This is a genomic window from Streptomyces sp. NBC_00091 (assembly GCF_026343185.1).
Taxonomy (GTDB): Bacteria; Actinomycetota; Actinomycetes; order Streptomycetales; family Streptomycetaceae; genus Streptomyces.
Genome location: NZ_JAPEMA010000001.1, coordinates 2395562 through 2417874 on the forward strand (window position 1 = coordinate 2395562; position 22313 = coordinate 2417874).

Below are 22313 nucleotides of genomic sequence, written 5' to 3' on the forward strand. Positions count from 1 at the left end.
ACACACACGTTGAGCGGGCACGTCATGTCGGAATAAGACCGACGCGCCACAACGTCCTCGCTGTGTTTGTTGCCTACGAGTACCCGAAGGCCCCGCAGGTCTTTTTCAAAGGAACCTCATCCACCGAAGTGGACGGGGTATCAACTTCTGGCGTTGATTTTTGGCACGCTGTTGAGTTCTCAAGGAACGGACGCTTCCTTTGTACTCACCCTCTCGGGCTTTCCTCCGGGCTTTCGTTCTGTTCTTGCGTTTCCGACTCTATCAGATCCTTTCGGGCCTGACCCCCAGTCAGCGGGGTTTGTCTTCCGGGCCGTTGGGCCCTTCCGACTCCTGAACTCTAGCGGATTTTCCCGGCAACCGATAATCGGGCCTTCGGAAATGAATTCGGACATGCCGAATTCGTTCCCAGTGGGAGATCGTGCTGAGTAGGTTGCCGCTACGAGGCGGCGGGATTCGTTGACGTCAGAACCTTCCGGCTCTGGGGCAACTCGAAGAACCTTACGGATCCGCGAGGGGCATGTCAACTGGGGAGGTCAGGCCCGGGACTGGAGCTCTTCCACGCGGTCCAGGAGCCGGGTGAGCATGTCTCCCAGTACCCCGCGCTCCGACGTGGAGAGGTCCTGGAGGAGGTCCTCCTCGAACACCGTGGCCGCGCGCATCGCGTCCAGCCACTTGCTGCGGCCCTCGTCCGTCAGCTCCACGATCACGCGGACCCGGTTCGACTCGTCCCGCTCGCGGGTGACCAGGCCCTCGGCGGTCATGCGGTCGATCCGGTGGGTCATCGCCGCCGGCGTGAGGCCCAGCTGCTTCGCGAGCTCGCTGGGGCCCATCCGGTAGGGCGCCCCGGAGATGACGAGGGCCTTGAGGACCTCCCACTCCGCGTTGCTGATGCCCAGGGCCGCGGTCTGGCGGCCGTACGCGACGTTCATCCGGCGGTTCAGCCGGCTCAGTGCCGAGACGACCTTCTCCACCTGGGGGTCGAGGTCCTGGAACTCGCGCTGGTAGACGGCGATCTGCTCATCGAGGCTCGGCTCGTGGACGGGCGTAGCGCCGTCGGGGGTGTCACCCATGCCCCGAAGTATCGCACGAACCCGTTGGCGTCTAACTCCTTCGATGTGTAGAGTTAAGGATCGAAGTTTAGGTGTGAAGTTCTGAAGTCTTCAGTCTTCGGCTCTCAAAGGCAGGTGAGAAGTGACCAGGGTGATGGGCGCTGCGATGCGGCGGATCCAGGCCGGGAACGCGCTGACCGCGTTCGGTATCGGTTTCACGGTTCCGTTCCTCTACATCTATGTGGCGCAGGTGCGGGGTCTGGGTTCCATGGCCGCCACGAGTGCGTTCGTGGCGTTCGCCCTGGGTGCTCTCGTCGCGCTGCCCTTCACCGGACGGGTCATCGACCGACGTGGTCCGGTGCCCGTGGTGATGGGCGCCGCCGTCGCCGCTTCGGCGGGTGCGCTCTCGCTCGGGCTCTCCACCGGCATCGTGCCGATCCTGCTGTCCGCGCTGGCGCTCGGCGCCGGGCAGGCCGTGATGCAGCCGGCGCTGGCCACGATGATCGTGTGGTGCTCCACCCCGTCCACCCGTACGCGTGCCTTCGCTCTGCAGTTCTTCATGCAGAACCTGGGTCTGGGCATCGGCGGTCTCGTCGGCGGTCAGATCGTCGACGTGGCCCGGCCGGGCAGCTTCACCCTGCTGTTCGGCATCGAGGCCGTGATGTTCCTGGTGCTGGCGGCCGTCATCGCCACCGTGCGGATGCCGCACGTACAGAACATCAGCGGCGCGATGGCGAAGGACGCGGCTCCGGCCGGCGGCGGCTGGAAGCGGCTGCTGCGGCACAAGGCGATGGTGCAGCTGTGCGTGCTGGGCTTCGTGCTGTTCTTCGCCTGCTACGGACAGTTCGAGTCGGGTCTGGCGGCCTTCGGTACGGAGGCGGCGGGAATCTCCCCCTCGACGCTGGGCCTGGCGCTGGCCGCCAACACCGGTGCGATCGTCGTGGCGCAGTTCGTCGTACTGAGGCTGGTCGAGAAGCGGCGCCGGTCGCGGGTCATCGCGCTGGTCGGGCTGATCTGGACGGTGGCCTGGGTGATCGCCGGGTTCTCGGGGCTGGGGCACGGCAGCGCGGTGATGGCCGCGGGTGCGTTCGTCACCACGTACGCCCTCTTCGGTATCGGTGAGGCGATGCTGTCGCCGACGCTGGCGCCGCTGGTGGCCGATCTGGCCCCGGAGGGCTCGGTCGGGCAGTACAACTCGGCCTTCGCGCTGGTCAAGCAGATGGCGCTGGCGCTCGGGCCGCTGGGTGTGCCGCTGGGTGCGGGGATTCCGATGCTCTACATCGGGGTGTTCGTGTTCGTCTCGCTGGGGATCGCGGTGCTGGCGCTGCGGCTCGGCAGGCAGCTGAGCCCGGTGCAGGACAACCCGTCGCTGGTGAGCCGGGTCGTGGCGCAGGGGCCCGCGGTCGCCGGGAAGGCGGCCGTGGCCGTGGAGCGCGGGGAGCGCGTGTCCGCGTAAGAGACGTGCGGGTGGAGTGTGGGGGAGAGCCTCCGGTCTTTTGGCCGGGGGCTCTTCCTGTGTCCGGTCACTTGTCGGGCAGGGCGAACTCGCACCAGACGGCCTTGCCGCCGCCGGGGGTGCGGCGGGAGCCCCAGGCCGAGGCGATGGTGGCGACGATCGAGATGCCGCGGCCGGTCTCGTCGGCCGGTTCGGCGCGGCGGCGGCGCGGGAGGTGGTCGTCCCCGTCGGTGACCTCGACGATCAGGCGGCGGTCGGTGCGGCGCAGGCGCAGGCGCATGGGCGGGGTGCCGTGCTGGAGGGAGTTCGCGACGAGCTCGCTGGCGGCCAGGACGCCGAGGTCGCACAGCTCGATGGGGAAGCGCCAGGAGCTGAGGACGCCCTGGGCGAAGGCGCGGGCGCGCGGGGCGGCCTCGATGCCGCCGAGGAGTTCCAGGGCGGCGTTGTGGAAGAGCTCGGCATCGGATCCGGTGCGGGCGGGCTGCTGGAGGACCATGACGGCGACGTCGTCGTCGTGGTCGGCGTCCACGCCGAGGGCGCGCATCAGGCGGTCGCAGATGATCGCCGGGGTGCCCTGGGCGCCGGCGAGGGCGCGTTCGAGGGCGGCGACGCCTTCGTCGATGTCCTCGCCGCGGCGTTCGACCAGGCCGTCGGTGTAGAGGACGGCGGTGGAGCCGGGGCCCAGGGCGATGGTGCCGGAGGTGTGCAGCCAGCCGCCGGTGCCCAGGGGTGGGCCGGTGGGGTCGGCGGCGCGGCGGACGGTGCCGTCCTCGTCGCGGACGAGGATGGGGAGGTGGCCGGCGGAGGCGTAGGCGAGGAGGCCTTCGTTGGGGTCGTGGACGGCGTAGACGCAGGTGGCGATCTGGCTGGCGTCGATCTCGGCGGCGAGGCCGTCGAGGAGCTGGAGGACCTCGTGCGGGGGCAGGTCGAGGCGGGCGTAGGCGCGGACGGCGGTGCGCAGCTGGCCCATGACGGCGGCGGCGCGGACGCCTCGGCCCATGACGTCGCCGATGACGAGGGCGGTGCGGCCGGCTCCGAGGGTGATGACGTCGTACCAGTCGCCGCCGACGGCGGCCTCGGTGCCGCCGGGCTGGTAGGTGGCGGCGACGCGGAGGTCGTCGGGCTGTTCCAGTTCCTGCGGGAGGAGGGAGCGCTGGAGGGTGACGGCGGCCTCGCGCTGGCGGCGTTCGCTGGCGCGCAGGCGTTCGACGGCTTCGGCGTGGTCGGTGACGTCGGCGAGGTGGACCAGGATGCCGGTGTGGTGGGGGTCCGGTTCGCCGTCGGCGGCGGTCTTGGGGAATTCGACCGGGGTGCAGGTGACGGTGTACGAGCTGCCGCCGCCGGGGGCGGTGCGGTTCTTGGCGGTACGGGGCTTGCCGCTGCGCTGGACCTGGTCGAGGAGCGGGAGCAGGCCGAGCTCGCCGAGTTCGGGGAGGGCGGTGTGGGCGGGGGCTCCGGTGGTGCGGGGGCCGAAGCCGGCGGTGTAGGCGTCGTTGACGTAGGCGACGCGGTGTTCGGGGCCGTGGACGAGGGCGACGAGGGCCGGGAGCAGGCCGAGGACCTCCTGTACGGAGAGCTCGTCGAGGGCGGGTACGGCGGGGAGCGGTGCCGTGCCGGTGCCGCGGACGGTGGCGTCGGCGGGGCTGCCCTCGGGGGGCGTGACGGGGTGGGCGGCGGCGCCGCGGGCTGCCGGGACGGCGCCCTCACCCCGTTTGGCCTGGGCTGCGGCGTGCTCGCTCCGGGCGGCTGCGCGGCGCTGCGTTCCGGGAAAGCGGGCGCTCCAGCGCGTGAAGTTCACTGCGTTCAAGCCTCGTGGTGTCGCAAGTGGTCGCGGTGTCCCCTCCTGGCGGTTGCCGGGAGGTGCCCCTGTGGTCGGTCCCTGGACGGTGTCGCTCGGCGAATATCACTGTGTGCAGGCGTGAGCCCACCTATGGTCACACGTCCAGTGTGGCCGACCGGACTGACAACGTCAGCCCTGCTTGTCCTGCGGGGGGTCGGGGGCGGGCTTGGGCGGGTGGTGTCTGGGGCCGCCGCCTGCGGCGAGTTCGAATTCTGCCCTGGGGTGTTCGAGGGATCCGAGGGAGACGATCTCGCGTTTGAAAAGTCCTGCGAGGGTCCATTCGGCGAGGACGCGCATTTTGCGGTTGAAGGTGGGGACGCGGCTGAGGTGGTAGGCGCGGTGCATGAACCAGGCGGGGTAGCCCTTGATCTTGCGGCCGTAGATGAAGGCGACGCCCTTGTGGAGGCCGAGGGAGGCGACGGAGCCGGCGTACTTGTGGGCGTACTCGGTGAGGACCTCGTCGCGCAGGGCGGCGACGAGGTTGTCGGCGAGCTGTTTGGCCTGGCGTACGGCGTGCTGGGCGTTGGGGGCGCATTCGCGGACACCTCCTTCGCCGGCGCCGTCGGCGCCGTCGGCGCCGTCGGCGGCGGTGATGTCGGCGGCGGTGATGTCGGGGACGGCGGCGGCGTCGCCGGCGGCCCAGGCGTGTTCGACGCCTTCGATGGTGAGGAAGGAGGTGCAGGCGAGGCGGCCGCGCTCGTTCTTGGGGAGGTCGCTGGCGGCGAGGACGGGGTGGGGTTTGACGCCGGCGGTCCAGACGATGGTGCGGGTGGGGAAGCGGGAGCCGTCGCTGAGGACGGCGACGCGGTTCTCGCAGGATTCGAGGCGGGTCTCGAGGCGGACGTCGATATTGCGTCGGCGCAGTTCGCGGACGGTGTAGGTGCCCATTTCGGGGCCGACCTCGGGGAGGATCCGGTCGCTGGCCTCGACCAGCACCCATTTCATGTCCTCGGCCTTGACGTTGTGGTAGTAGCGGGCGGCGTATCTGGCCATGTCCTCCAGTTCGCCGAGGGCCTCGACGCCGGCGAATCCGCCGCCGACGAACACGAAGGTCAGGGCGGCGTCGCGGATTGCGGGGTCGCGGGTGGAGGAGGCGATGTCCATCTGTTCGATGACGTGGTTGCGCAGGCCGATGGCCTCTTCCACGGTCTTGAATCCGATGCCGTAGTCGGCGAGTCCCGGGATGGGGAGGGTGCGGGAGACGGAGCCGGGGGCGAGGACGAGTTCGTCGTATTCGATCTCGATGCCGCCGGTGCCCTCCTCGGCGGTGGCGAGGGTGGTGACGGTCGCGGTCCGTTTGGCGTGGTCGATGCTCCGGGCCTCGCCGATGACGATGCGGCAGCGGTCGAGGACGCGGCGCAGGGGGATCACGACGTGGCGTGGGGAGATCGCGCCCGCGGCGGCTTCGGGGAGGAAGGGCTGGTACGTCATGTAGGGCTCGGGTGTGACCACCGTGACCTCGGCTTCGCCGGATCTCAGCTTCCGCTGGAGGCCCAGGGCCGTGTACATGCCGACGTATCCGCCGCCGACGACGAGGATGCGCGTGGGGGGCGGGGTACCGGGGGCGTCGCCCCGGGAGTTAGCAGCCTTCACCACCCCATGACGCAACGTGGCCGGGAGTTTGTCCACAGGCCCGGCAAATTGTGTGACCGGTGGGGGTGCTGGGACGGGTCCGTCGGGAGATCCTGATCACGGTCAAAATGCGCAGGTCAGGACCTATGGAAGGGGGGATTCCGGCGAGTTGCGGCGGAAAAGTGGGGGTGAATGCTCCGATCGGGCGGTGCTCCGTCCGGGGCTGCCTCTTCTGAATTGACTCTGGCTCAACTATGTTCGTATCTCGTCGAGGAGTAGGACCAGGGCCCTCATGACCGTGGCCCCCCTCGACACGAAGGCGGGGAGTGTCTCCGGGGGGAGACAAGTGATTACCGGGGGATACATATGAACATTTCCGATTTCCATGGCTCTGTCACCGCTCTGTCCGCAGAGAGCGGCGGACGTGTGATCGCGGGCTCGACCACCCACGGAGTGGGTCGTTCCACACCGCTGCGCGTCGACGCGCAGCGCAACCTCGAGCACGTCCTGCGGGCGGCGCGCGAGGTGTTCGGCGAGCTGGGCTACGGGGCTCCGATGGAGGACGTGGCCCGGCGGGCGCGGGTCGGTGTCGGGACCGTCTACCGGCGGTTCCCCAGCAAGGACGTCCTGGTCCGGCGGATAGCCGAGGAGGAGACTGCCCGGCTGACCGAACAGGCCAAGTCCGCCCTGGGCCAGGAGGAGGAGCCGTGGCAGGCGCTGTCGCGCTTCCTGCGCACCTCCGTGGCCTCCGGCGCGGGCCGGCTGCTGCCGCCGCAGGTACTGCGGGTCGGCGCGGCCGAGGAGGACGAGAACGAGGCCGCGGCTCGTGTGCCGCACCAGCGCCAGGCCGTCGCGGGCTCGGCACCGGAGCTGCGCGTCGTGGGCGCGCGGACCTCGGTGGAGGACGAGCCGGCGGAGGACTCCGGCGCGGGTGCGCTGCTGGAGGTCGTCGGCCAGCTGGTGGACCGGGCGCGGGAGGCGGGTGAACTGCGGGCCGATGTCACGGTGGCCGATGTGCTGCTGGTGATAGCGACCGCCGCGCCCGCACTGCCCGACCCGGCGCAGCAGGCCGCGGCTTCGGCCCGGCTGCTGGACATCCTGCTCGAGGGGCTGCGCTCCCGGACGGTGTGAGCCGCCGTCCCGGCTGTAGCCGGGGCGGGTGCTGTTGCCGGGCCGGCCCCCGCAGGGGTGGGGGCCGGGTCGTCAACGCAGGCCCTCGAACGGCCGGTCGCCCGAAGGGGTGAGGACAACTGCGGCGATTCGCCGGATTGTCCCCGGATGGGTGGATGCCGCGGAGAGGGGGCCAGGGCACCACCGCCGTGTGACACGCTGGATCGGTGTACCGGTTCGAGTGTGTCGTGCGGGGGCTTCCGCGATGAGCGTTGACGGGCGGGACGAATCTCTCGGTGGCGCCAGTGGCACCGGTGGCGAGGTCGCGGCGGGGAGCCTGCCCGCCCGGCAGGTCCCGGCCCAGCGCGAACCCGGTGGGCGGCATGCCGCCTCCGGGGCGGGCGCTGCCGATCTGGCGCCGTCCGACGGGGACTTGGTCGCCCGGATGCGCGGCGGTGACGACGGCGCGTACGAAGAGCTGTTCCGCCGGCACGCCGATGCGGTACGGCGCTACGCCCGGACCTGCTGCCGGGACGGGCACACCGCCGACGACCTGACCGCCGAGGTGTTCGCGCGGACGCTCCAGGCGGTACGGGGCGGGGCGGGTCCGGACCAGTCGGTGCGGGCCTATCTCCTGACCACCGTGCGGCGGGTTGCCGCGGCCTGGGCGAAGACCGCCCGGCGGGAGCATCTGGTCGAGGACTTCGCGCTGTTCGCGGAGCGGGCGGCCGTGGGTGCGGAGAGCGCCGGCGGGCTGTCCGGGGACGACACCCTGGAACTGGGGGCGGATGTCCGGGCGATGCACGAGGCGGAGCGGTCACTCGCGATGCAGGCCTTCCGGAGCCTGCCGGAGCGGTGGCAGGCCGTGCTGTGGCACACCACGGTCGAGGAGGCCTCGCCCAGTGCGATCGCCCCGCTGTTCGGGCTGAGCGCCAACGCGACGGCGGTGCTGGCCAGCCGGGCCCGGGAGGGCCTCAAGCAGGCCTACCTCCAGGCGCATGTGAGTTCCGCGCTCAGTGCGGGCGGGGACTGCGCCCGGTACGCGGACCGGCTGGGCGCGTATGCCCGGGGCGGGCTGCGGATGCGGGCGGAGCGGGGGCTGCGCAAGCACCTGGAGGAGTGCGCCAAGTGCCGGCTGGCCGCCGGGGAGCTCAAGGACGTCAACGCGGGGATTCCCGCGCTGCTGCCGGTCGCGGTCATCGGGTGGTTCGCCGCCGGGTACGCCGCCAAGGCGGCCGGGGTGGTGGCCGGTGGGGCCGTCGCCGCCGGGGGTGCGGGGGCTGCCGCCGCGGCGGCGGGAGGATCGTCGGCCGGGGCGGCTGGTGCCGGGGCCGCGGGTGCGGGTGCGGCGGGTGCGGGCGCCGGTGCGGGTGCGGCGGGTGGGGGGGCTGCCGGGGCCGGAGCGGGGGCTGCTGGTGGGGCCGGTGGCGGTGGGGCGGGGGCTGGGGGTGCGGTGGTCTCCGAGGGGCTGGGGCTGCCGGCCAAGGCCGCCATCGCCGCCGGGATAGCGGTCGCGGCGGCCGCCGGGGTGGTGTTCGCCCTGGCCGGGGACGAGCCCGAGCCGCAGGCGAAGGCGAAGCCCGGGGTGGTGGCGCCGGTGGTGCCCGAGGTGCCCGCGCCGTCGGTGTCCGCCGCGCCGGAGTGGAGCCCGCCGGGGGCTCCGGCGCCTGCGGCGCGTGGTTCCGTACCGCCGCGGCAGAGCGCGGTGCCGTCTGCGGCGCCTCCGCCGTCCGTGCGGCCGTCGGCTTCGGCGACGGCACGGCCGAAGCCCTCCCCCACGCCGTCCCCGTCGCCGTCCCCGACCCGGGCCGAGCCGACGCCGCCGCCTGCGCCTGCGCCGAAGCCCCCGCAGGGGTTCCAGCTGGCCCGGCTGGGGCACTCCGCGTACGGGCAGCACACCGGTCCCGAGCTGGAGACCTGGCGCAGCAGCTGGGTGTGGCAGCGGTGGGGGCTGATGGCCGGCGGCCAGCGGTTCGGGCAGGGGATCACCGTCCACTCCCGCTCCACGGTGGAGGTCACCCTCAACCGGCAGTGCAGCAGCTTCTCGGCGCGGGCCGGGGTGGACGGGCTGTCGCTGCTGACCGACGGGAGGGTGCGGTTCTCCGTCTACGGCGACGGGCAGCGGCTGTGGCGTTCGGGCGCGCTCGGGTACGGGGACGCCCCGGTGCCGGTCGAGGTGCCGCTGGCCGGGCGCACGACGCTGCGGCTGGTGGTGGAGCAGGCCGGGCAGGGGCACCTGCCGACGCTGGCGAGCTGGGCCGATGCGGTGATCAGCTGCCGGTGAGGCCGGTGAGTTCGGTGACGACCTCGGCGGGGGTCAGGGTCCGGCCCTCGGCTTCCGCTCCGGCGTGGGCGGCCGCCCCGAGGAGGGCGCGGGTGCGGTCCGGGAGCCCCTCCAGGACGGCCTCCTCCGGGACCGAGCGGGGATGGCCCGCGCGCCAGGCGGTGGCCGCCGCGAGGACGCGTACGCTCTCGGCCGGACGGCCGGCGTCGGCCAGGAACAGGGCCGCCGCCTCGGAGAGGCCGGCCAGGAAGCGCTCCGCGCAGTGCGTGGCGACCGCCCGGTCGAGGGCGGGTCCGATCCTGGCCAGGCCGGCCTCCGGGCCGTGTTCGCGGGCGTCGAGGACGGCGTCGACGAGGTCGAGCCCCGCGGTGAACTGTGAGGGCACGGTGATCCGTTCGCCCGCGACGCGGGTGCGGGCGCACTCGGTACGGGCCCGGGCGAAGTCGCCGCGCTGGAGGGCGAGCATGGCGCCCAGGAGCCCGGCGAAGGTGCCCACGTCGTACACCCCGCCGTGCTGGCTGGCCTCGTGGTGGGCCTCCGCCAGCAGCCGTTCGGCGGTGTCGAAGTCCCCGGCGCTGTAGGCGGCCTCCGCGATGCGGGCGATCGCGAAGGGCGCCTCGATGTGGGCCCCGACCTCCCGGGCGAGGCGCAGGCACTCCTCGTACTCGGCCCGGGCGGTGTCGTACTGGCCGCGCGAGAGAGCGGCCTCCCCGGCGGCGCTGGCCACCTGGGAGCGGATCCAGCGGTCGCCGACCCGGTGGGCGATCTCGTGGAGTTCGGCGAGGTCGGCGTCGACGGAGGGCAGGCCGCCGGTCATGTCGATGGCCATGTGGGCGCGCATCAGCAGGGTGACGGCGAGTTCCCAGTCCCCCGCGTGGCGGCGGCAGTTGGCCACCGATCCGTCGAGGTTCTCCTGGAAGTCGAGGGCGTCGCCGGTGAGGAAGGAGGTCGCGGGCCAGAGCATGCCGGGGAAGAGGGTGGTCTCCGGGGAGCCGTGGCGGAAGGCCTCCTTGATGCGGGCGGCGAGGGCACGGTGTTCGGGGGTGTGGAACCGCTCCGCACCGGTGCTCTCGGCGAGCAGGAGCATGTGGAGGATCTGCAGCCGCATGAAGGGCCGGTACGCCGGGGAGTCCTCCGGCGGGTCGACGGGGATCCGGGCGAGGATCCGGGAGGTCCAGTCGGCGCCCTCGATGCGGTAGTTGCGCAGCCACCAGAACCAGCCGAGGGCGAAGACCAGGCGCTGGGCGGTCTCGATGCCGGCGCCCTCGGGGTCCCCGTCGGTGGCGGCGTGGAGGGCGGAGCGGACGTTGTCGAGTTCGGTCTCGACGCGGCGGATCCAGGGGAGCTGGCCGGCGGAGCGGAGCAGGGGCTCGGCCCGCTCGGTGAGGGCGAGGTAGTGCGCGGCGTGGCGGCGGACGGTGGCGCGGGCGTCCTCGGGCTCCTCCGCCAGGCGCTCGGCGGCGTACTCGTGGATGGTCTCCAGGAGGCGGTAGCGCATGCCGTCGGGGTCGGGCGCGGCCACGACGAGGGACTTGTCGACGAGGGAGCCGAGGGTGTCGGCGATGTCGAGGCCGCCCGCGCCGCAGACGGCTTCGGCGGCGTCCAGGTCGCAGCCGCCGGCGAAGGCCGACAGCCGGGCGAGGACGGTGCGCTCGGGTGCGTCGAGGAGGTCCCAGGACCAGTCGACGACGGCGCGCAGGGTCTGCTGGCGGGGCCGGAGCGTGCGGGCGCCGCCGGTCAGGAGGCGGAAGCGGTCGTCGAGGCGGTCGGCGATCTGGCGCGGGGTGAGGAGCCTGAGGCGGGCGGCGGCCAGTTCGATGGCGAGCGGCAGACCGTCCAGGCGGGCGCAGATCTCGGCGACGGCGGCCGGGTCCTCGCCGGGGCCGAAGCCGGGGCGGGCGGCGGTGGCGCGCTCGGCGAACAGCTGGTGCGCGGGGCCGGGCGGCAGCGGTTCGAGGGGGCGCAGGAACTCGCCCGGCACGCCGAGGGGTTCGCGGCTGGTGGCCAGGATCCGGACGCCGGGGCAGTGGGTGAGGAGGCGTTCGGCGAGTTCGGCGGCGGCGCCGATGACGTGCTCGCAGTTGTCCAGGACGAGGAGCAGGCTGCGGTGCGCGCAGTGTTCGACGAGGAGGGTGGTGGGGTCGTCGTCGGCGGCGGTCTTCTCGCGGGCGACGAGGCTGTTCTCGCGCAGGCCGAGGGCGCTGAGGACGGCGCCGGGGACGGCGGCGGGGTGGTCGAGGCGGGCCAGTTCGACGAGCCAGCCGGAGTCGGGCCGGGCGGCGGCCGCGTGCTCGGCGAGGCGGGTCTTCCCGGAGCCGCCGGGGCCGGTGAGGGTGACGAGGCGTACGCGGGCCAGGTCGTCGGCGAGGGCGGCCAGTTCGGGCTCGCGGCCGACGAAGGAGGTCAGGCGGGGGCGGATGTTGCCGCGGGGCTGCGGGGGCGGGGTCTGGAGCAGCTCGGCGTGCAGGGCGCGCAGCTCGGGGCCGGGGTCGGTGCCGAGGCCTTCGGCGAGGTCCCGGCGGGTGCGTTCGTAGGTGGCGAGGGCGTCGGCGGGGCGGCCCGCGGCGCGCAGGGCGCGGAGCTGCTGGGCGCGCAGGGGTTCGTCGTACGGGTGCTCGTGGATCAGCGCCTCGATCTCCGGGAGGAGTTCGGCGGGGGCGGCGGCGCCGCTGCGCAGGTCGGCCTCGATGCGGTCGCGCAGGGCGACGGCGCGGCGGGCCTCGGGTGCGGCGGCGTGCGCGGTGCGGGCGGGGCCGGGCAGGTCGGCGAGGGCGGGGCCGCGCCAGAGGGCGAGGGCCTCGCGCAGGGTGGTGGCGGCGGTGGTGGGGTCCGTGGGCAGCTGCTCGGCGCCGAGGGCCGCGAGGCGGGTGAAGCGGTGGAGGTCGACGTCCTCGCGGGCGGCGGCGAGGCGGTAGCCGCCGGCGGGGTCGGCGTGGACGGTGTCGCGGGAGCCGAGGGTGCGGCGCAGGCGGGAGACGAGGGCCTGGAGGGCGGCGGGGGCGTCGTGGGGCGGGTCGTCGCCCCAGACCTCGTCGACCAGGTCGGGGACGGACGCCGCGGCGGGGGCGCCGGCGCGGAGGGCCAGCGCGGTGAGGAGGGCGCGCAGGCGGGGGCCGCCGGGGGTGAGGGGGGCGCCGGTGTCGTCGAATGCCGAGGTGGTGCCGAGGATTTGGTACTGCACCGGGCAATTCTGCCCTGCCCCTGCGGGGGGCGGGGGGTGGGTTTTCGCGGGGGCGCCGGAGGCTGTGGCGTGGGTGGGCGGGGGATGGGGGTGGGTGGGCGTGGGGCGGGGTGGGGCGGGGTGGGCTGGGGTGAGGTGGGGCGGGTGGGCTGGGGTGCGGCCGTCGGGTGCGGGTGGGGCCGCTGCGCGGGGCTGGTCCCCTACCCGCCCTTCCACCGTTCCCCGGGCGCTGCCCGGACCCGCGCCTCAAACGCCGGCGGGGCTGGAAGGGCGCTAGCGGGCGGTTGGGAGGGCGGGTGGGGTGAGGCGGGGGAGGGGGGTGTCCAGGGGTGGGACGGCGCGGCGGCGGGGGGTCGAGGTGCCGGTCCAGCAGGTGCCGCGACGGGCCAGGAGGCGGCGGAGCCACAGCTCCATCGAGACGAGTTCCGCCAGCCCGTCGAGCGGGACCGGCCGGCCCTCGGCCGCGTCGATCAGGGCCTGCTGGACGACGCGGGCGTCGATCAGGCCGGCTTCCGCCAGCAGCGGGCCCGTGAAGAGCGCGAGGAGTGAGGTCAGGGCGGCGCGCAGCCCCAGGCGGGTGGCGGTCTCGTTCGGGGCGTGGTCGGTGGTGCCCCAGCCGGCCGGGAGTTCACGCACCCCGGCGGAGGCCAGGACGCTGCGCAGGATCTCGGCGCGGGCCCCGGGCTGTACCCGCAGGGACTCCGGCAGGGCGCGCGCGGCCCGTACGACCTGGTTGTCGAGGAACGGCGCGTGCAGGCGCTGGCTGCGGACCTCCACGGCCTGCTCGAAGACCCGGTGGTCGGCCGCGTGCCGGGCCAGCAGCGCGCGGGCGCGGGCCTCGCCGGGGCGCAGCGAGAGCGGGGGCCGCCCGGCGGCGGCGCGCAGACGGATCGATACTTCCGCCAGGGCTTCGCCGGTGAGCCAGCCCGCGGCCGGGCCGGGCCGGGACCAGGTCAGGGACGCCAGCGAGGCGTCGACCGGCCCCGAGGCGGCGGCGACGGCGGCGCCGCCCTCGCGGAGCCGGGCCGCGGCGGCCTCCATGCCCGCGCGGTACGGCGTACGGGCGAGGCGGCGGGCCGCGGAGTAGACGGAGAACGGGACCAGCAGGGGGTCCGCGGGCGCCGAGCGGGCGAGGGCGGCGACGGGGCGCAGCAGGTGGCGGCGTCTGCGGTCCATCAGGAGGTCGGCCATGCGGGCGGGGTGCGCGTCGAGGACGCGGCGGGCTCCGTGTCCGGTGAAGTGGTCGGCCGAGCCGGCGGCCAGTCGGCGCCGCTCGCGGGCGGCGAAGACGAGGGAGGGGCCGGGTTCGTCGGTGAGCGGGCCGTCGAGTTCCGCGTAGGGGAGGGCTTCCTCGGCGGCGGCCACGACGACGTGGTGCAGCCGGGGGTCGGCGGCGAGGGCGTGGGCGCGTTCGAGTTCGCCCTCGCGGCCCTGCGGGGTGGCGAGGTCGTTGAAGGTGACGGCGAGGAGGCGGGAGCCGGAGCCCTGGAGGGTGCCGGGGGCGCCGGGCAGGCCGGCGGCGAGGAGGGCCAGCGTCGCGGAGGCGCTGCCGCCGGAGAGGTCGGCGCCGACCCCCGGGGCGGGGGCGCCGCGGGCCGCCCGGCGGTCGGCGGGGCCCATGCCGGGCACCGGACCGGGGTCGGGAACCAGCGTGTCGGGAGCATGCCTGGGCGCCGTGAGCCGGGCGCGCACCGCGTCGACCAACGCTTCCCGTACGCCCTCCACCGCGCGCTCCGCGTCGGCCTCGGGGGCGGCCACGGCGAGGGAGGCGACGGGCTCGTACCCGGTGATCTCCCGGGAGCCCTCGCGCAGGATCAGGGTGTGGCCGGGCGGGATGCGCCGGACACCGGCGTACGGTGTGCCGTCGCCCAGTGCCTCGGGGCTGTCGGGGCAGGCCAGCAGGGCGGCGAGGTGGCCGACGTCGAGCTGCGCCTCGATGAGGTCGGCGAGCGGGAGTGCGGCGGTGGCGTACGCGGTCCCGCCCGCCCAGGGGGTGTAGAAGACGGGCCGGGCACCCGCGAGGTCGCCGAGGACGGTGATGCGGCGTCCGGCCTGGACGACGGCGGTGTAGCTGCCGGACCACTCGGTGAGGTGGCGCAGGGCGCCGCCGCGGGCGGCGTAGAGGGCGCGGCGCAGTTCGGCGTCGGTGGCGCCGCAGCAGCCGAGTACGGCGAGGCGGGTGAAGGGGTCGGCGGGGTCGGCGGTGACCGTGCGGATCTCGTCCGGGCGCCAGTCGCCGACGGCCCAGAGGGGGTCGGGGTCTCCCCACAAGAGCTGGGCGCCGACGGGGTGGACGGTGCGTTCGGCGTCCTGGGCCGCGGGGTCGTCGGCGTAGGCGGCGTCCGCGATGCCGCCGCGCTGCGGCGCGTCGGCGTGGGGCGGGGCGGCATGGGGCGGCCGGCCGTACGACGGGCCGTAGGAGCCGTGGGCGGGGTCCGTGTAGCCGCCCGGGCCCGATGCGCCGCCCGGACCGGACGCGACCCGTCCGGCCGTGCCGAAGCTCGCGGCGATACTGCTCCACCCGACCAACCAGCGCACCGCCGCCTCCCCCAGCCCGTGGGCAAATGACCGGGGCAACGGACGGCCGGTACGGCACGGACAACGTGCGTCGGCGTGCGTCGGCGCTTGGAGGGCGCGGCCGGCAGGACCCCGGGTGGCTCGGGGTCCATGCTGCCACGAGAAGGGCGTGCGAGAGTGACTTCGGGGGGCGCACATGTAAACGAACACGCCCCGGCCACGCGGTATTTGGCGTTCCGTTCCCACCGCCCCATAGGTCGGTTTCGGCCATTCTTCGGCCGTACTGAGGGCCCGTACGGACCCTCGCGCGGGGAGCCCGGGGAGGGCGCGGGGCGCGGTCCGGGAGGCGTCTCCCACCTCCCGGACCGTTCCGCCACCCGCGGGGATTGAGGCAGCGGCATCCCCCGGCCCACCGGATCCACGCGGCGGGCCGACCCACGCACCGCACATCGAATCGCCGGGCCCCGGGAGCGGCCAGAGCGCACGGCCGGGCGCACGGCCACACGGCCGGAGCACGAGCTGACACGTGCGCCCCGGGCACGGGCCCCGGGCGGACTGTGCATACGGACAACAATCCCGCCATACGGAAGTCGGGGCCTTAACGCTTGGGAGGCGGGGAACTACGCTGGGTTTACGAAATGCCGGGCGCCTATGCCCCGGCGGCGTCTGCGTTCCGCGTGTGACGAGGGGTGGCGCATGTCCAGGGAGCTCCGCGAGCCCAATGAGAAGCTCGGCGCCGTCCTCGCCCTCGCGGGCATCAGCAACGCCGGGCTGGCCCGTCGGGTCAACGACCTCGGCGCGCAGCGCGGTCTGACGCTCCGATACGACAAGACGTCGGTCGCGCGGTGGGTGTCGAAGGGGATGGTGCCGCAGGGCGCGGCCCCGCACCTGATCGCCGCCGCCATCGGGGCGAAGCTGGGGCGGCCGGTCCCGCTGCACGAGATCGGGCTGGCCGACGCCGATCCCGCTCCGGAGGTCGGGCTGGCCTTCCCGCGCGACATCGGTGCGGCGGTGCGCTCGGCGACCGACCTCTACCGGCTCGACCTCGCCGGGCGGCGCGGTGGTGGCGGGATCTGGCAGTCGCTCGCGGGTTCCTTCTCGGTGTCGGCGTACGCGACGCCCGCCTCGCGGTGGCTGATATCTCCGGCCGACAGCTCGGTGGCGCGCGAACCGGGCCCGGCGGGCGATCCGGGCTCCGCGCCCGAGGCGGCCGCCGTCACCGCTCCGGGACCGGCAGCCGTCCGCGAGCCGGCTCCGGTACGGGTCTCCACCACCGCCGCCCCGCCGCGACGGACTCCGCGAACCCCCGCGCAGGGCGTTGTGCCCGCCCAGCCCGGAACCGAAACCGCGCAGCCGCCCGTCGCGGCAGCCCCCGCGGCAGCCCCCGCGGCGGCTCCGGCGACGGCCCCTGCGGCGGCCCCCGTGGCGCGGCCCGTCCCGGAGGTCTCCCCGCAGCGCGTGGGCCACAGCGACGTGACCAAGCTGCGCGAGGCCGCGGAGGACGCCCGCCGCTGGGACTCCAAGTACGGCGGCGGGGACTGGCGTTCCTCGATGGTGCCCGAGTGCCTGCGGGTGGACGCGGCGCCGCTGCTGCTCGGTTCCTACACCGACGAGGTGGGCCGCGCGCTCTTCGGGGCGACCGCCGAACTGACCCGGCTGGCCGGCTGGATGGCCTTCGACACCGGCCAGCAGGAGGCCGCCCAGCGGTACTACATCCAGGCGCTGCGGCTGGCCCGCGCGGCCGCCGACGTCCCGCTCGGCGGGTACGTACTGGCCTCGATGTCCCTCCAGGCGACCTACCGGGACTTCCCGGACGAGGGCGTGGACCTCGCGCAGGCCGCCGTCGAACGCAACCGCGGCCTCGCCACCGCCCGCACCATGAGCTTCTTCCGCCTGGTCGAGGCCCGGGCCCACGCGAAGGCGGGCGACTCGGCGGCCGCCGGGTCGGCGCTGCGGGCGTCCGAGGGCTGGCTGGAGCGCTCCCGCGAGGGCGATCCGGATCCGACCTGGCTGGGTTTCTACTCGTACGACCGTTTCGCGGCGGATGCGGCGGAATGCTACCGGGACCTCAAACTCCCCCGCCAGGTCCGCCGCTTCACCGAGCAGGCGCTGTCCCGCCCCACGGAGGAGTACGTACGCTCGCACGGGCTGCGGCTGGTGGTGAGCGCGGTCGCCGAGCTGGAGTCGGGCAACCTCGACGCGGCCTGCGCCGCCGGCACCCGCGCCGTGGAGGTCGCGGGCCGGATCTCCTCGGCGCGGACGAACGAGTACGTACGGGACCTGCTGCACCGGCTGGAACCGTACGGCGACGAACCGCGCGTGGCGGAGCTGCGCGAGCGCGCCCGGCCGTTGCTGGTGGCCCCCGCGTAGCCGCATTGTCAGTGGCGGGGTGCAGTATGCAGGGGTGGGAGGTATCAGCGTGGACTGCGACGTGCTGGTGATCGGTGGCGGGATCGTCGGCTTGTCGACCGCCCATGCCCTGTCACGCCTGGCCCCGGGGACCCGGGTGACGGTGCTGGAGAAGGAACCGGGCCCGGCCCGGCACCAGACGGGCCGCAACAGCGGGGTGATCCACAGCGGCATCTACTACCGCCCCGGATCCCTCAAGGCCCGCTTCGCGGTGCGCGGGGCCGCCGAGATGGTCAAGTTCTGTGCCGAGCACGGCATCGCGCACGAGGTGACGGGCAAGCTGATCGTCGCCACCGACCGCTCCGAGCTGCCCCGCCTGCACTCCCTCGTCCAGCGCGGCCGGGAGAACGGCATCCCCGTGCGCGAGCTGGGACCGGCCCAGATCACGGAGTACGAGCCGGAGGTGCGCGGCCTCGCCGCGATCCACGTCGCCACGACCGGGATCGTGGACTACGGGCAGGTCGCGGCGCAGCTCGCCGAATCCTCCGGCGCGGAGATCGTCTACGGCGCGGAGGTGGACCTGATCTCGCGCCGCCCCTCCGGCGTGGCGGTCCGCACCACCTCGGGCCTGGTGGTCCGGGCCCGGGTCCTGGTGAACTGCGCGGGCCTCCAGTGCGACCGGATCGCCCGCCTCGCCGGCGACGACCCGGGCATGCGGATCGTCCCCTTCCGGGGCGAGTACCACGACCTGGCCCGCCCGGAGCTGGTCCGGGGCCTGGTCTACCCGGTGCCCGACCCGGCGTTCCCCTTCCTCGGCGTCCACCTCACCCGGGGCATCGGCGGCGGGGTCCACGTCGGGCCCAACGCTGTCCCCGCCCTGGCCCGCGAGGGCTACGGCTGGGGCACGGTCCGCCCCCGGGACATCGCCACCGAACTGGCCTGGCCGGGATCCTGGCGGATGGCCGCGCGGCACTGGCGGTACGGGGCGGGGGAGATCCACCGTTCCCTGTCGAAGCAGGCCTTCACCGAGGCCGTACGCCGCCTCCTGCCCTCCGTCACGGCCGCGGACCTGACCCCCGCCGCGGCCGGGGTCCGCGCCCAGGCCGTCCTGCGGGACGGCACCCTGGTGGACGACTTCCTCATCCGCGAGGCCCCGCGCACGGTGCACGTCCTCAACGCCCCCTCGCCTGCGGCGACCGCGTCCCTGCCCATCGGCCGCGAGATCGCCGCCCGAGCCCTACGCGCCCTCCGCGCCCCCTGACCCCCCGCCCGGCGGCGCGGGTCCCGCTGCGCGGGGCTGGGTCCCCTACCCGCCCTTCGCCCGTTCCCCGGGGCTGCGCCCCGGACCCCTTGGGGGCTCCGCCCCCAGACCCCCGCGCCTCAAACGCCGGCGAGGCTGGATGGTGCGGCGGGGCTGGATGGCGCCAGCGGGACTGGATGGGACTGCGCCAGCACGGGGTCGCGCACGTAAGGGGTCGGGGGCGGGGTGGGGTGTCGTCCGGGACTAAAACGAGATGAATTCGGCGCGAGGCACCGCCCGGCAGACCAAGCAAACCCAGGGCGCCGAACATCGAAGCCCGTCCCGGACGACACCCCACCCCGCCCCCGACCCCGCCCGGCCAGGGCAACGGCCAGGCCGCGCCCAGCCCCCTCGTCGTAGAATCAGTGCATTGTGTCTGAGCCCCTGAACCCCCAGCCCAGCCTCCCCGACGCCCAGCCGGAGGCAGCCCCGTACGCGCCCCCCAAGTGGCGCACCGAGCCCCGCTTCCCCGACGGCCCCGCGCCCGACCCCGCCGGGTCGCACCACGAGCGCCGGATCCGCAGCTTCCAGCCGCGCCGCAGCCGGGTGACCACCGGCCAGGGCGAGGCGCTGAAGCGGCTCTGGGGCACCTGGGGCCTCGACATCGACGGCCACGAGGTCATCGACCTGGAGAAGCTCTTCGACGGCCTCCCCGTCGTCCTGGAGATCGGCTTCGGCATGGGCGAGGCCACCGCCCAGATGGCCGCCGCCGACCCCTCCACCGGCATCCTCGCCGCCGACGTGCACACCCCCGGCCAGGGCAACCTCCTCGCCCTCGCCGAACGGGGCGGCCTCACCAACGTCCGCGTGGCCAACGGCGACGCGATCATCCTGCTCCGCGAGATGCTCCCGCCCGCCTCCCTCGCCGGGCTGCGCGTGTACTTCCCGGACCCGTGGCCCAAGGCCCGCCACCACAAGCGCCGGCTGATCCAGCCCGAGTTCCTCGACCTGGCCGCCACCCGCCTGGCGCCCGGCGGGCTGCTGCACTGCGCGACCGACTGGGAGCCGTACGCCGAGCAGATGCTCGAAGTGCTCACGGCGCACCCGGAGTTCGAGAACACGCAGGCCGACGGCGGCTACGCGCCCCGCCCGGACTTCCGCCCCCTCACCCGCTTCGAGGGCCAGGGCCTGGACAAGGGCCACCTGGTCCACGACCTCCTCTTCACCCGCGCCCAGCCGACAGGCGAACCGGCAGGCGAACAGGCGGGCGAACCTGCACCCGAACCAGGCCCCAAGAACTGACAAACGTCACTCCGAGTGTCCGACCCACTCGGTAGGGTCATCATGTGTACCGAGCGCTCCCCCCTGTGCTCGCACGCCCATCGGGCACGGCCCGCATGTGCGTGCTGGTCACGCTGCTCACCGCCACCGGGGTCGCCATCCTCGAGCTCGTGCGGGAGCAGACCGGCACGGCCGGCTTCTTCGTAGGCCTCGGCCTGGCCCTGCTGCCGGTGCCGCCGCTGATGGCGGCCTTCCGGTGGCTCGGCCGGGCCGCGCCGGGCCCCTGGCGGCAGTTGCTGTTCTGCTTCGGCTGGGGGGCCTGCACCGCGGCGCTGATCGCGATACTGGCCAACAGCTTCGCCACGGAGTGGATGGCCGCGGCCTCCACCGACCCCTCCGCCGCCGACCAGCTCGGCTCGGTGGCGATCGCCCCGGTCGTGGAGGAGAGCGCCAAGGCGGCGGCGCTGCTCCTCGTGTTCGTCTTCCGAAGACGGCAGTTCACCGGCGCCGTCGACGGGCTCGTGCTCGCCGGGTTCACCGCCACCGGCTTCGCCTTCACGGAGAACATCCTCTACCTGGGCAACGCCTTCGAGGAGGACCTGGCCAAGGGCACCGGTGCGCTGGATTCCGTGACGGCCGCGACCTTCTTCGTACGGGTCGTGCTCTCCCCGTTCGCGCACCCCCTCTTCACGGTGCTCACCGGCCTCGGCTTCGGCGCGGCCGCGCTCACCGCCCGCCGCACGCGCAGGACCGGGCTTCCCCTGCTGGGCCTGGCCCTCGCCATGGGCGCGCACGCGCTGTGGAACGGCTCCTCGCATTTCGGCGAGTACGGGTTCTACGTGGTCTACGGCTGCGTGATGGTCCCGGCGTTCGGGCTGCTGCTGTGGCTGGCCGTGCGGATACGGCGCCACCGTCTGCGGGCCGTAGCCGCCGAGCTGTCGGTGTACGCCGCCGCGGGCTGGCTCAGTCCGGCGGAGGTGCCGGCCCTGGCTTCGATGCCGGCCCGGTCACTGGCGCGCGCCCTGGCCCGCCGCACCGGAGGCCGTCCCGCCGCCCGGGCGGTGTCCCGGTACGCGGCGGACGCCGCCGCCCTCGCCCTGCTGCGCCGCCATGCCCGGCGGACGGGCCCGGCCCGCCGGGACCCGGATTTCGCCGAGCGGGAGCGGGAGTTGCTGCACCGGCTCTGGCTGCGCCGGGCGACGGCCGCGCCGGCCCTGGCCCGGGCGGCGGTACTGGAGGATCTGCTGCCGCCGCGTTACGTCCCGCCGGCCGGGTCTCCCGCGCGGGCCTTCGTACCGGCCGCCAGGAGGCCGGAGCTGTCGGCGTCGAGCGCTTGACCGGCGTCGAGTGCTTGAGCCGAGCGCTTGAAAGGAACGGAGGGGCCGGACCTCAGACGTCGAGCCCCTTCGAGTTCAGCCACGCCAGCGGGTCGACCGTCGAGCCGCCCTTGCGCACCTCGAGGTGGAGGTGGGCACCGGTGACGTTGCCGGTGGCGCCGACCCGGCCGATGGTCTCGCCGGCGCCGACGGAGCCGGAGGTCACGGACATCGAGGACAGGTGGCAGTACCAGACCTCCGTACCGTCCGCGAGCTGGAGCACGATCCGGTAGCCGTAGGCCCCCGACCAGCCGGCGGAGATGACCTTGCCGCCGCCCACGGCCTTGACCGGGGTGCCGGTCGGGGCGGCGAAGTCGAGGCCGGTGTGGTAGCCGGAGGACCACATGGAGCCGGCGGCCCCATAGTGCGAGGTGAGGGTGTAGGAGGAGGTCGGCAGGGAGTAGCCGCCCGAAGCCTTGGTGCCCGAGCCCGTCCCCGTACTCGTCCCGGCGCCCGCGCCGGTGTCCGCCGCGGCCTTGGTCGCGGTCTGCTCGGCGGCGGCCTTGTCCGCGGCCGCCTTCTCGGCGGCGGCCTTCTCGGCGGCGACGCGTGCGGCCTCGGCCTCCTTGTCGGCCGCTTCCCGCTGGGTCCGGGCCTCCTGCGCGGCGCTCTCGCGCGCCGTCCGCTCGGCGTCCGCCCGGGCCTGGGCCTCGACGGCGTCCTGCTCCGTCTCGGCCTGCTGGAGGATGCGGTTGCGCAGCGCCTCGCCCGCGTCGGCCTGCCGGGGAACGCCCGCGGTGGACGCCCCGCCCTCGGCGGCGGCTTGGGAAACGGCCTCCGCGCCCGCACCGCCGTCGGAGCCGGAGTGTCCGCCGCCGCCCAGCAGATCGGGTATCGAGGGCATGGATATGGCGACCTGGGGCCGGTCCTGCGCGGTGGCGATGCCGCCCGCGCCGACGGCCGCGATCACGCCCACGCCGAGCACGGTCGAGCTGCGGGCGAGTCCGCCGCGCGCCTTGAGGACCCGGTGCTTGCCGCGGACCGGGCGGGCGGAGTCCTCCGTGGGATTCCACTCGCCCCAGGCTCCTGCGGTGGGCGTCTCCTGGACGTCGATGCCT

The 22313-nt window shown here is 74.4% G+C and carries 13 protein-coding genes; 7 read left to right on the forward strand and 6 right to left on the reverse strand.

Going from position 1 to position 22313, the window contains the following annotated elements; genetic code table 11:
• Window positions 1-533: 533 nt before the first annotated feature.
• The gene (locus tag OOK34_RS10905) at window positions 534-1070 is read right to left on the reverse strand and encodes a MarR family winged helix-turn-helix transcriptional regulator (protein ID WP_267033661.1); all 537 of its coding nucleotides are present in this window, start codon (window positions 1068-1070) and stop codon (window positions 534-536) included.
• A 133-nt stretch (window positions 1071-1203) separates the two neighbouring features.
• Here OOK34_RS10905 and OOK34_RS10910 point away from each other — a divergent pair, with 133 nt between their 5' ends.
• Window positions 1204-2505 carry an MFS transporter gene (locus tag OOK34_RS10910; RefSeq protein ID WP_267033662.1) on the forward strand — a complete coding sequence of 434 codons (1302 nt, stop codon included), beginning with the start codon at window positions 1204-1206 and terminating at the stop codon, window positions 2503-2505.
• A gap of 67 nt (window positions 2506-2572) precedes the next feature.
• Here the strand turns inward: OOK34_RS10910 and OOK34_RS10915 are convergent, their stop codons facing one another.
• A complete protein-coding gene (locus tag OOK34_RS10915) occupies window positions 2573-4303 on the reverse strand; it encodes an ATP-binding SpoIIE family protein phosphatase (protein ID WP_267036698.1) in 1731 nt (576 codons plus the stop codon).
• A 171-nt stretch (window positions 4304-4474) separates the two neighbouring features.
• Window positions 4475-5941, reverse strand: coding sequence for an NAD(P)/FAD-dependent oxidoreductase (locus OOK34_RS10920; RefSeq protein ID WP_267033663.1), 1467 nt, complete (start codon window positions 5939-5941; stop codon window positions 4475-4477).
• A gap of 342 nt (window positions 5942-6283) precedes the next feature.
• Here OOK34_RS10920 and OOK34_RS10925 point away from each other — a divergent pair, with 342 nt between their 5' ends.
• The gene (locus OOK34_RS10925; RefSeq protein ID WP_267033664.1) at window positions 6284-7048 is read left to right on the forward strand and encodes a TetR/AcrR family transcriptional regulator; all 765 of its coding nucleotides are present in this window, start codon (window positions 6284-6286) and stop codon (window positions 7046-7048) included.
• Between the two features lie 244 nt (window positions 7049-7292).
• On the forward strand, window positions 7293-9311 hold the full coding sequence (locus tag OOK34_RS10930) for a sigma-70 family RNA polymerase sigma factor (RefSeq protein WP_267033665.1): 2019 nt from the start codon (window positions 7293-7295) through the stop codon (window positions 9309-9311).
• Here the strand turns inward: OOK34_RS10930 and OOK34_RS10935 are convergent.
• Both OOK34_RS10935 and OOK34_RS10940 read right to left on the reverse strand, forming a co-directional pair.
• Window positions 9298-12492 carry a BTAD domain-containing putative transcriptional regulator gene (locus OOK34_RS10935; protein ID WP_267033666.1) on the reverse strand — a complete coding sequence of 1065 codons (3195 nt, stop codon included), beginning with the start codon at window positions 12490-12492 and terminating at the stop codon, window positions 9298-9300. The two genes, OOK34_RS10930 and OOK34_RS10935, sit on opposite strands and share 14 nt — an antisense overlap.
• A 273-nt stretch (window positions 12493-12765) precedes the next feature.
• The gene (locus OOK34_RS10940; RefSeq protein ID WP_267036699.1) at window positions 12766-14841 is read right to left on the reverse strand and encodes an asparagine synthase-related protein; all 2076 of its coding nucleotides are present in this window, start codon (window positions 14839-14841) and stop codon (window positions 12766-12768) included.
• Window positions 14842-15705: 864 nt separating this feature from the next.
• Here OOK34_RS10940 and OOK34_RS10945 point away from each other — a divergent pair.
• The 4 genes from OOK34_RS10945 to OOK34_RS10960 all read left to right on the forward strand — a co-directional run bounded on the left by OOK34_RS10945 (window position 15706) and on the right by OOK34_RS10960 (window position 21216).
• Window positions 15706-17379: a sporulation protein gene (locus OOK34_RS10945; RefSeq protein WP_267033667.1), complete on the forward strand. Its 1674-nt coding sequence runs from the start codon at window positions 15706-15708 to the stop codon at window positions 17377-17379.
• Window positions 17380-17398: 19 nt separating this feature from the next.
• Entirely contained in the window at window positions 17399-18619 is a 1221-nt protein-coding gene (gene lhgO, locus OOK34_RS10950; RefSeq protein WP_267033668.1) for an L-2-hydroxyglutarate oxidase, read from the forward strand.
• Between the two features lie 423 nt (window positions 18620-19042).
• On the forward strand, window positions 19043-19900 hold the full coding sequence (trmB, locus tag OOK34_RS10955) for a tRNA (guanosine(46)-N7)-methyltransferase TrmB (protein WP_323183481.1): 858 nt from the start codon (window positions 19043-19045) through the stop codon (window positions 19898-19900).
• A 95-nt stretch (window positions 19901-19995) separates the two neighbouring features.
• Window positions 19996-21216, forward strand: coding sequence for a PrsW family intramembrane metalloprotease (locus OOK34_RS10960; protein WP_267036700.1), 1221 nt, complete (start codon window positions 19996-19998; stop codon window positions 21214-21216).
• 52 nt (window positions 21217-21268) lie between these two features.
• On the opposite strand, the gene OOK34_RS10965 is transcribed toward OOK34_RS10960, so the two are convergent.
• On the reverse strand, window positions 21269-22309 hold the full coding sequence (locus OOK34_RS10965; RefSeq protein ID WP_267036701.1) for a peptidoglycan DD-metalloendopeptidase family protein: 1041 nt from the start codon (window positions 22307-22309) through the stop codon (window positions 21269-21271).
• Window positions 22310-22313 lie beyond the last annotated feature (4 nt).

What these genes read in the sequence shown, in the direction of transcription:
- OOK34_RS10905 (WP_267033661.1), bottom strand. Translation starts at nt 1,070, where the DNA reads ATGGGTGACACCCCCGACGGCGCTACGCCCGTCCACGAGCCGAGCCTC.
- OOK34_RS10910 (WP_267033662.1), top strand. Translation starts at nt 1,204, where the DNA reads ATGGGCGCTGCGATGCGGCGGATCCAGGCCGGGAACGCGCTGACCGCG.
- OOK34_RS10925 (WP_267033664.1), top strand. Translation starts at nt 6,284, where the DNA reads ATGAACATTTCCGATTTCCATGGCTCTGTCACCGCTCTGTCCGCAGAG.
- OOK34_RS10930 (WP_267033665.1), top strand. Translation starts at nt 7,293, where the DNA reads ATGAGCGTTGACGGGCGGGACGAATCTCTCGGTGGCGCCAGTGGCACC.
- OOK34_RS10945 (WP_267033667.1), top strand. Translation starts at nt 15,706, where the DNA reads ATGTCCAGGGAGCTCCGCGAGCCCAATGAGAAGCTCGGCGCCGTCCTC.
- OOK34_RS10960 (WP_267036700.1), top strand. Translation starts at nt 19,996, where the DNA reads ATGTGCGTGCTGGTCACGCTGCTCACCGCCACCGGGGTCGCCATCCTC.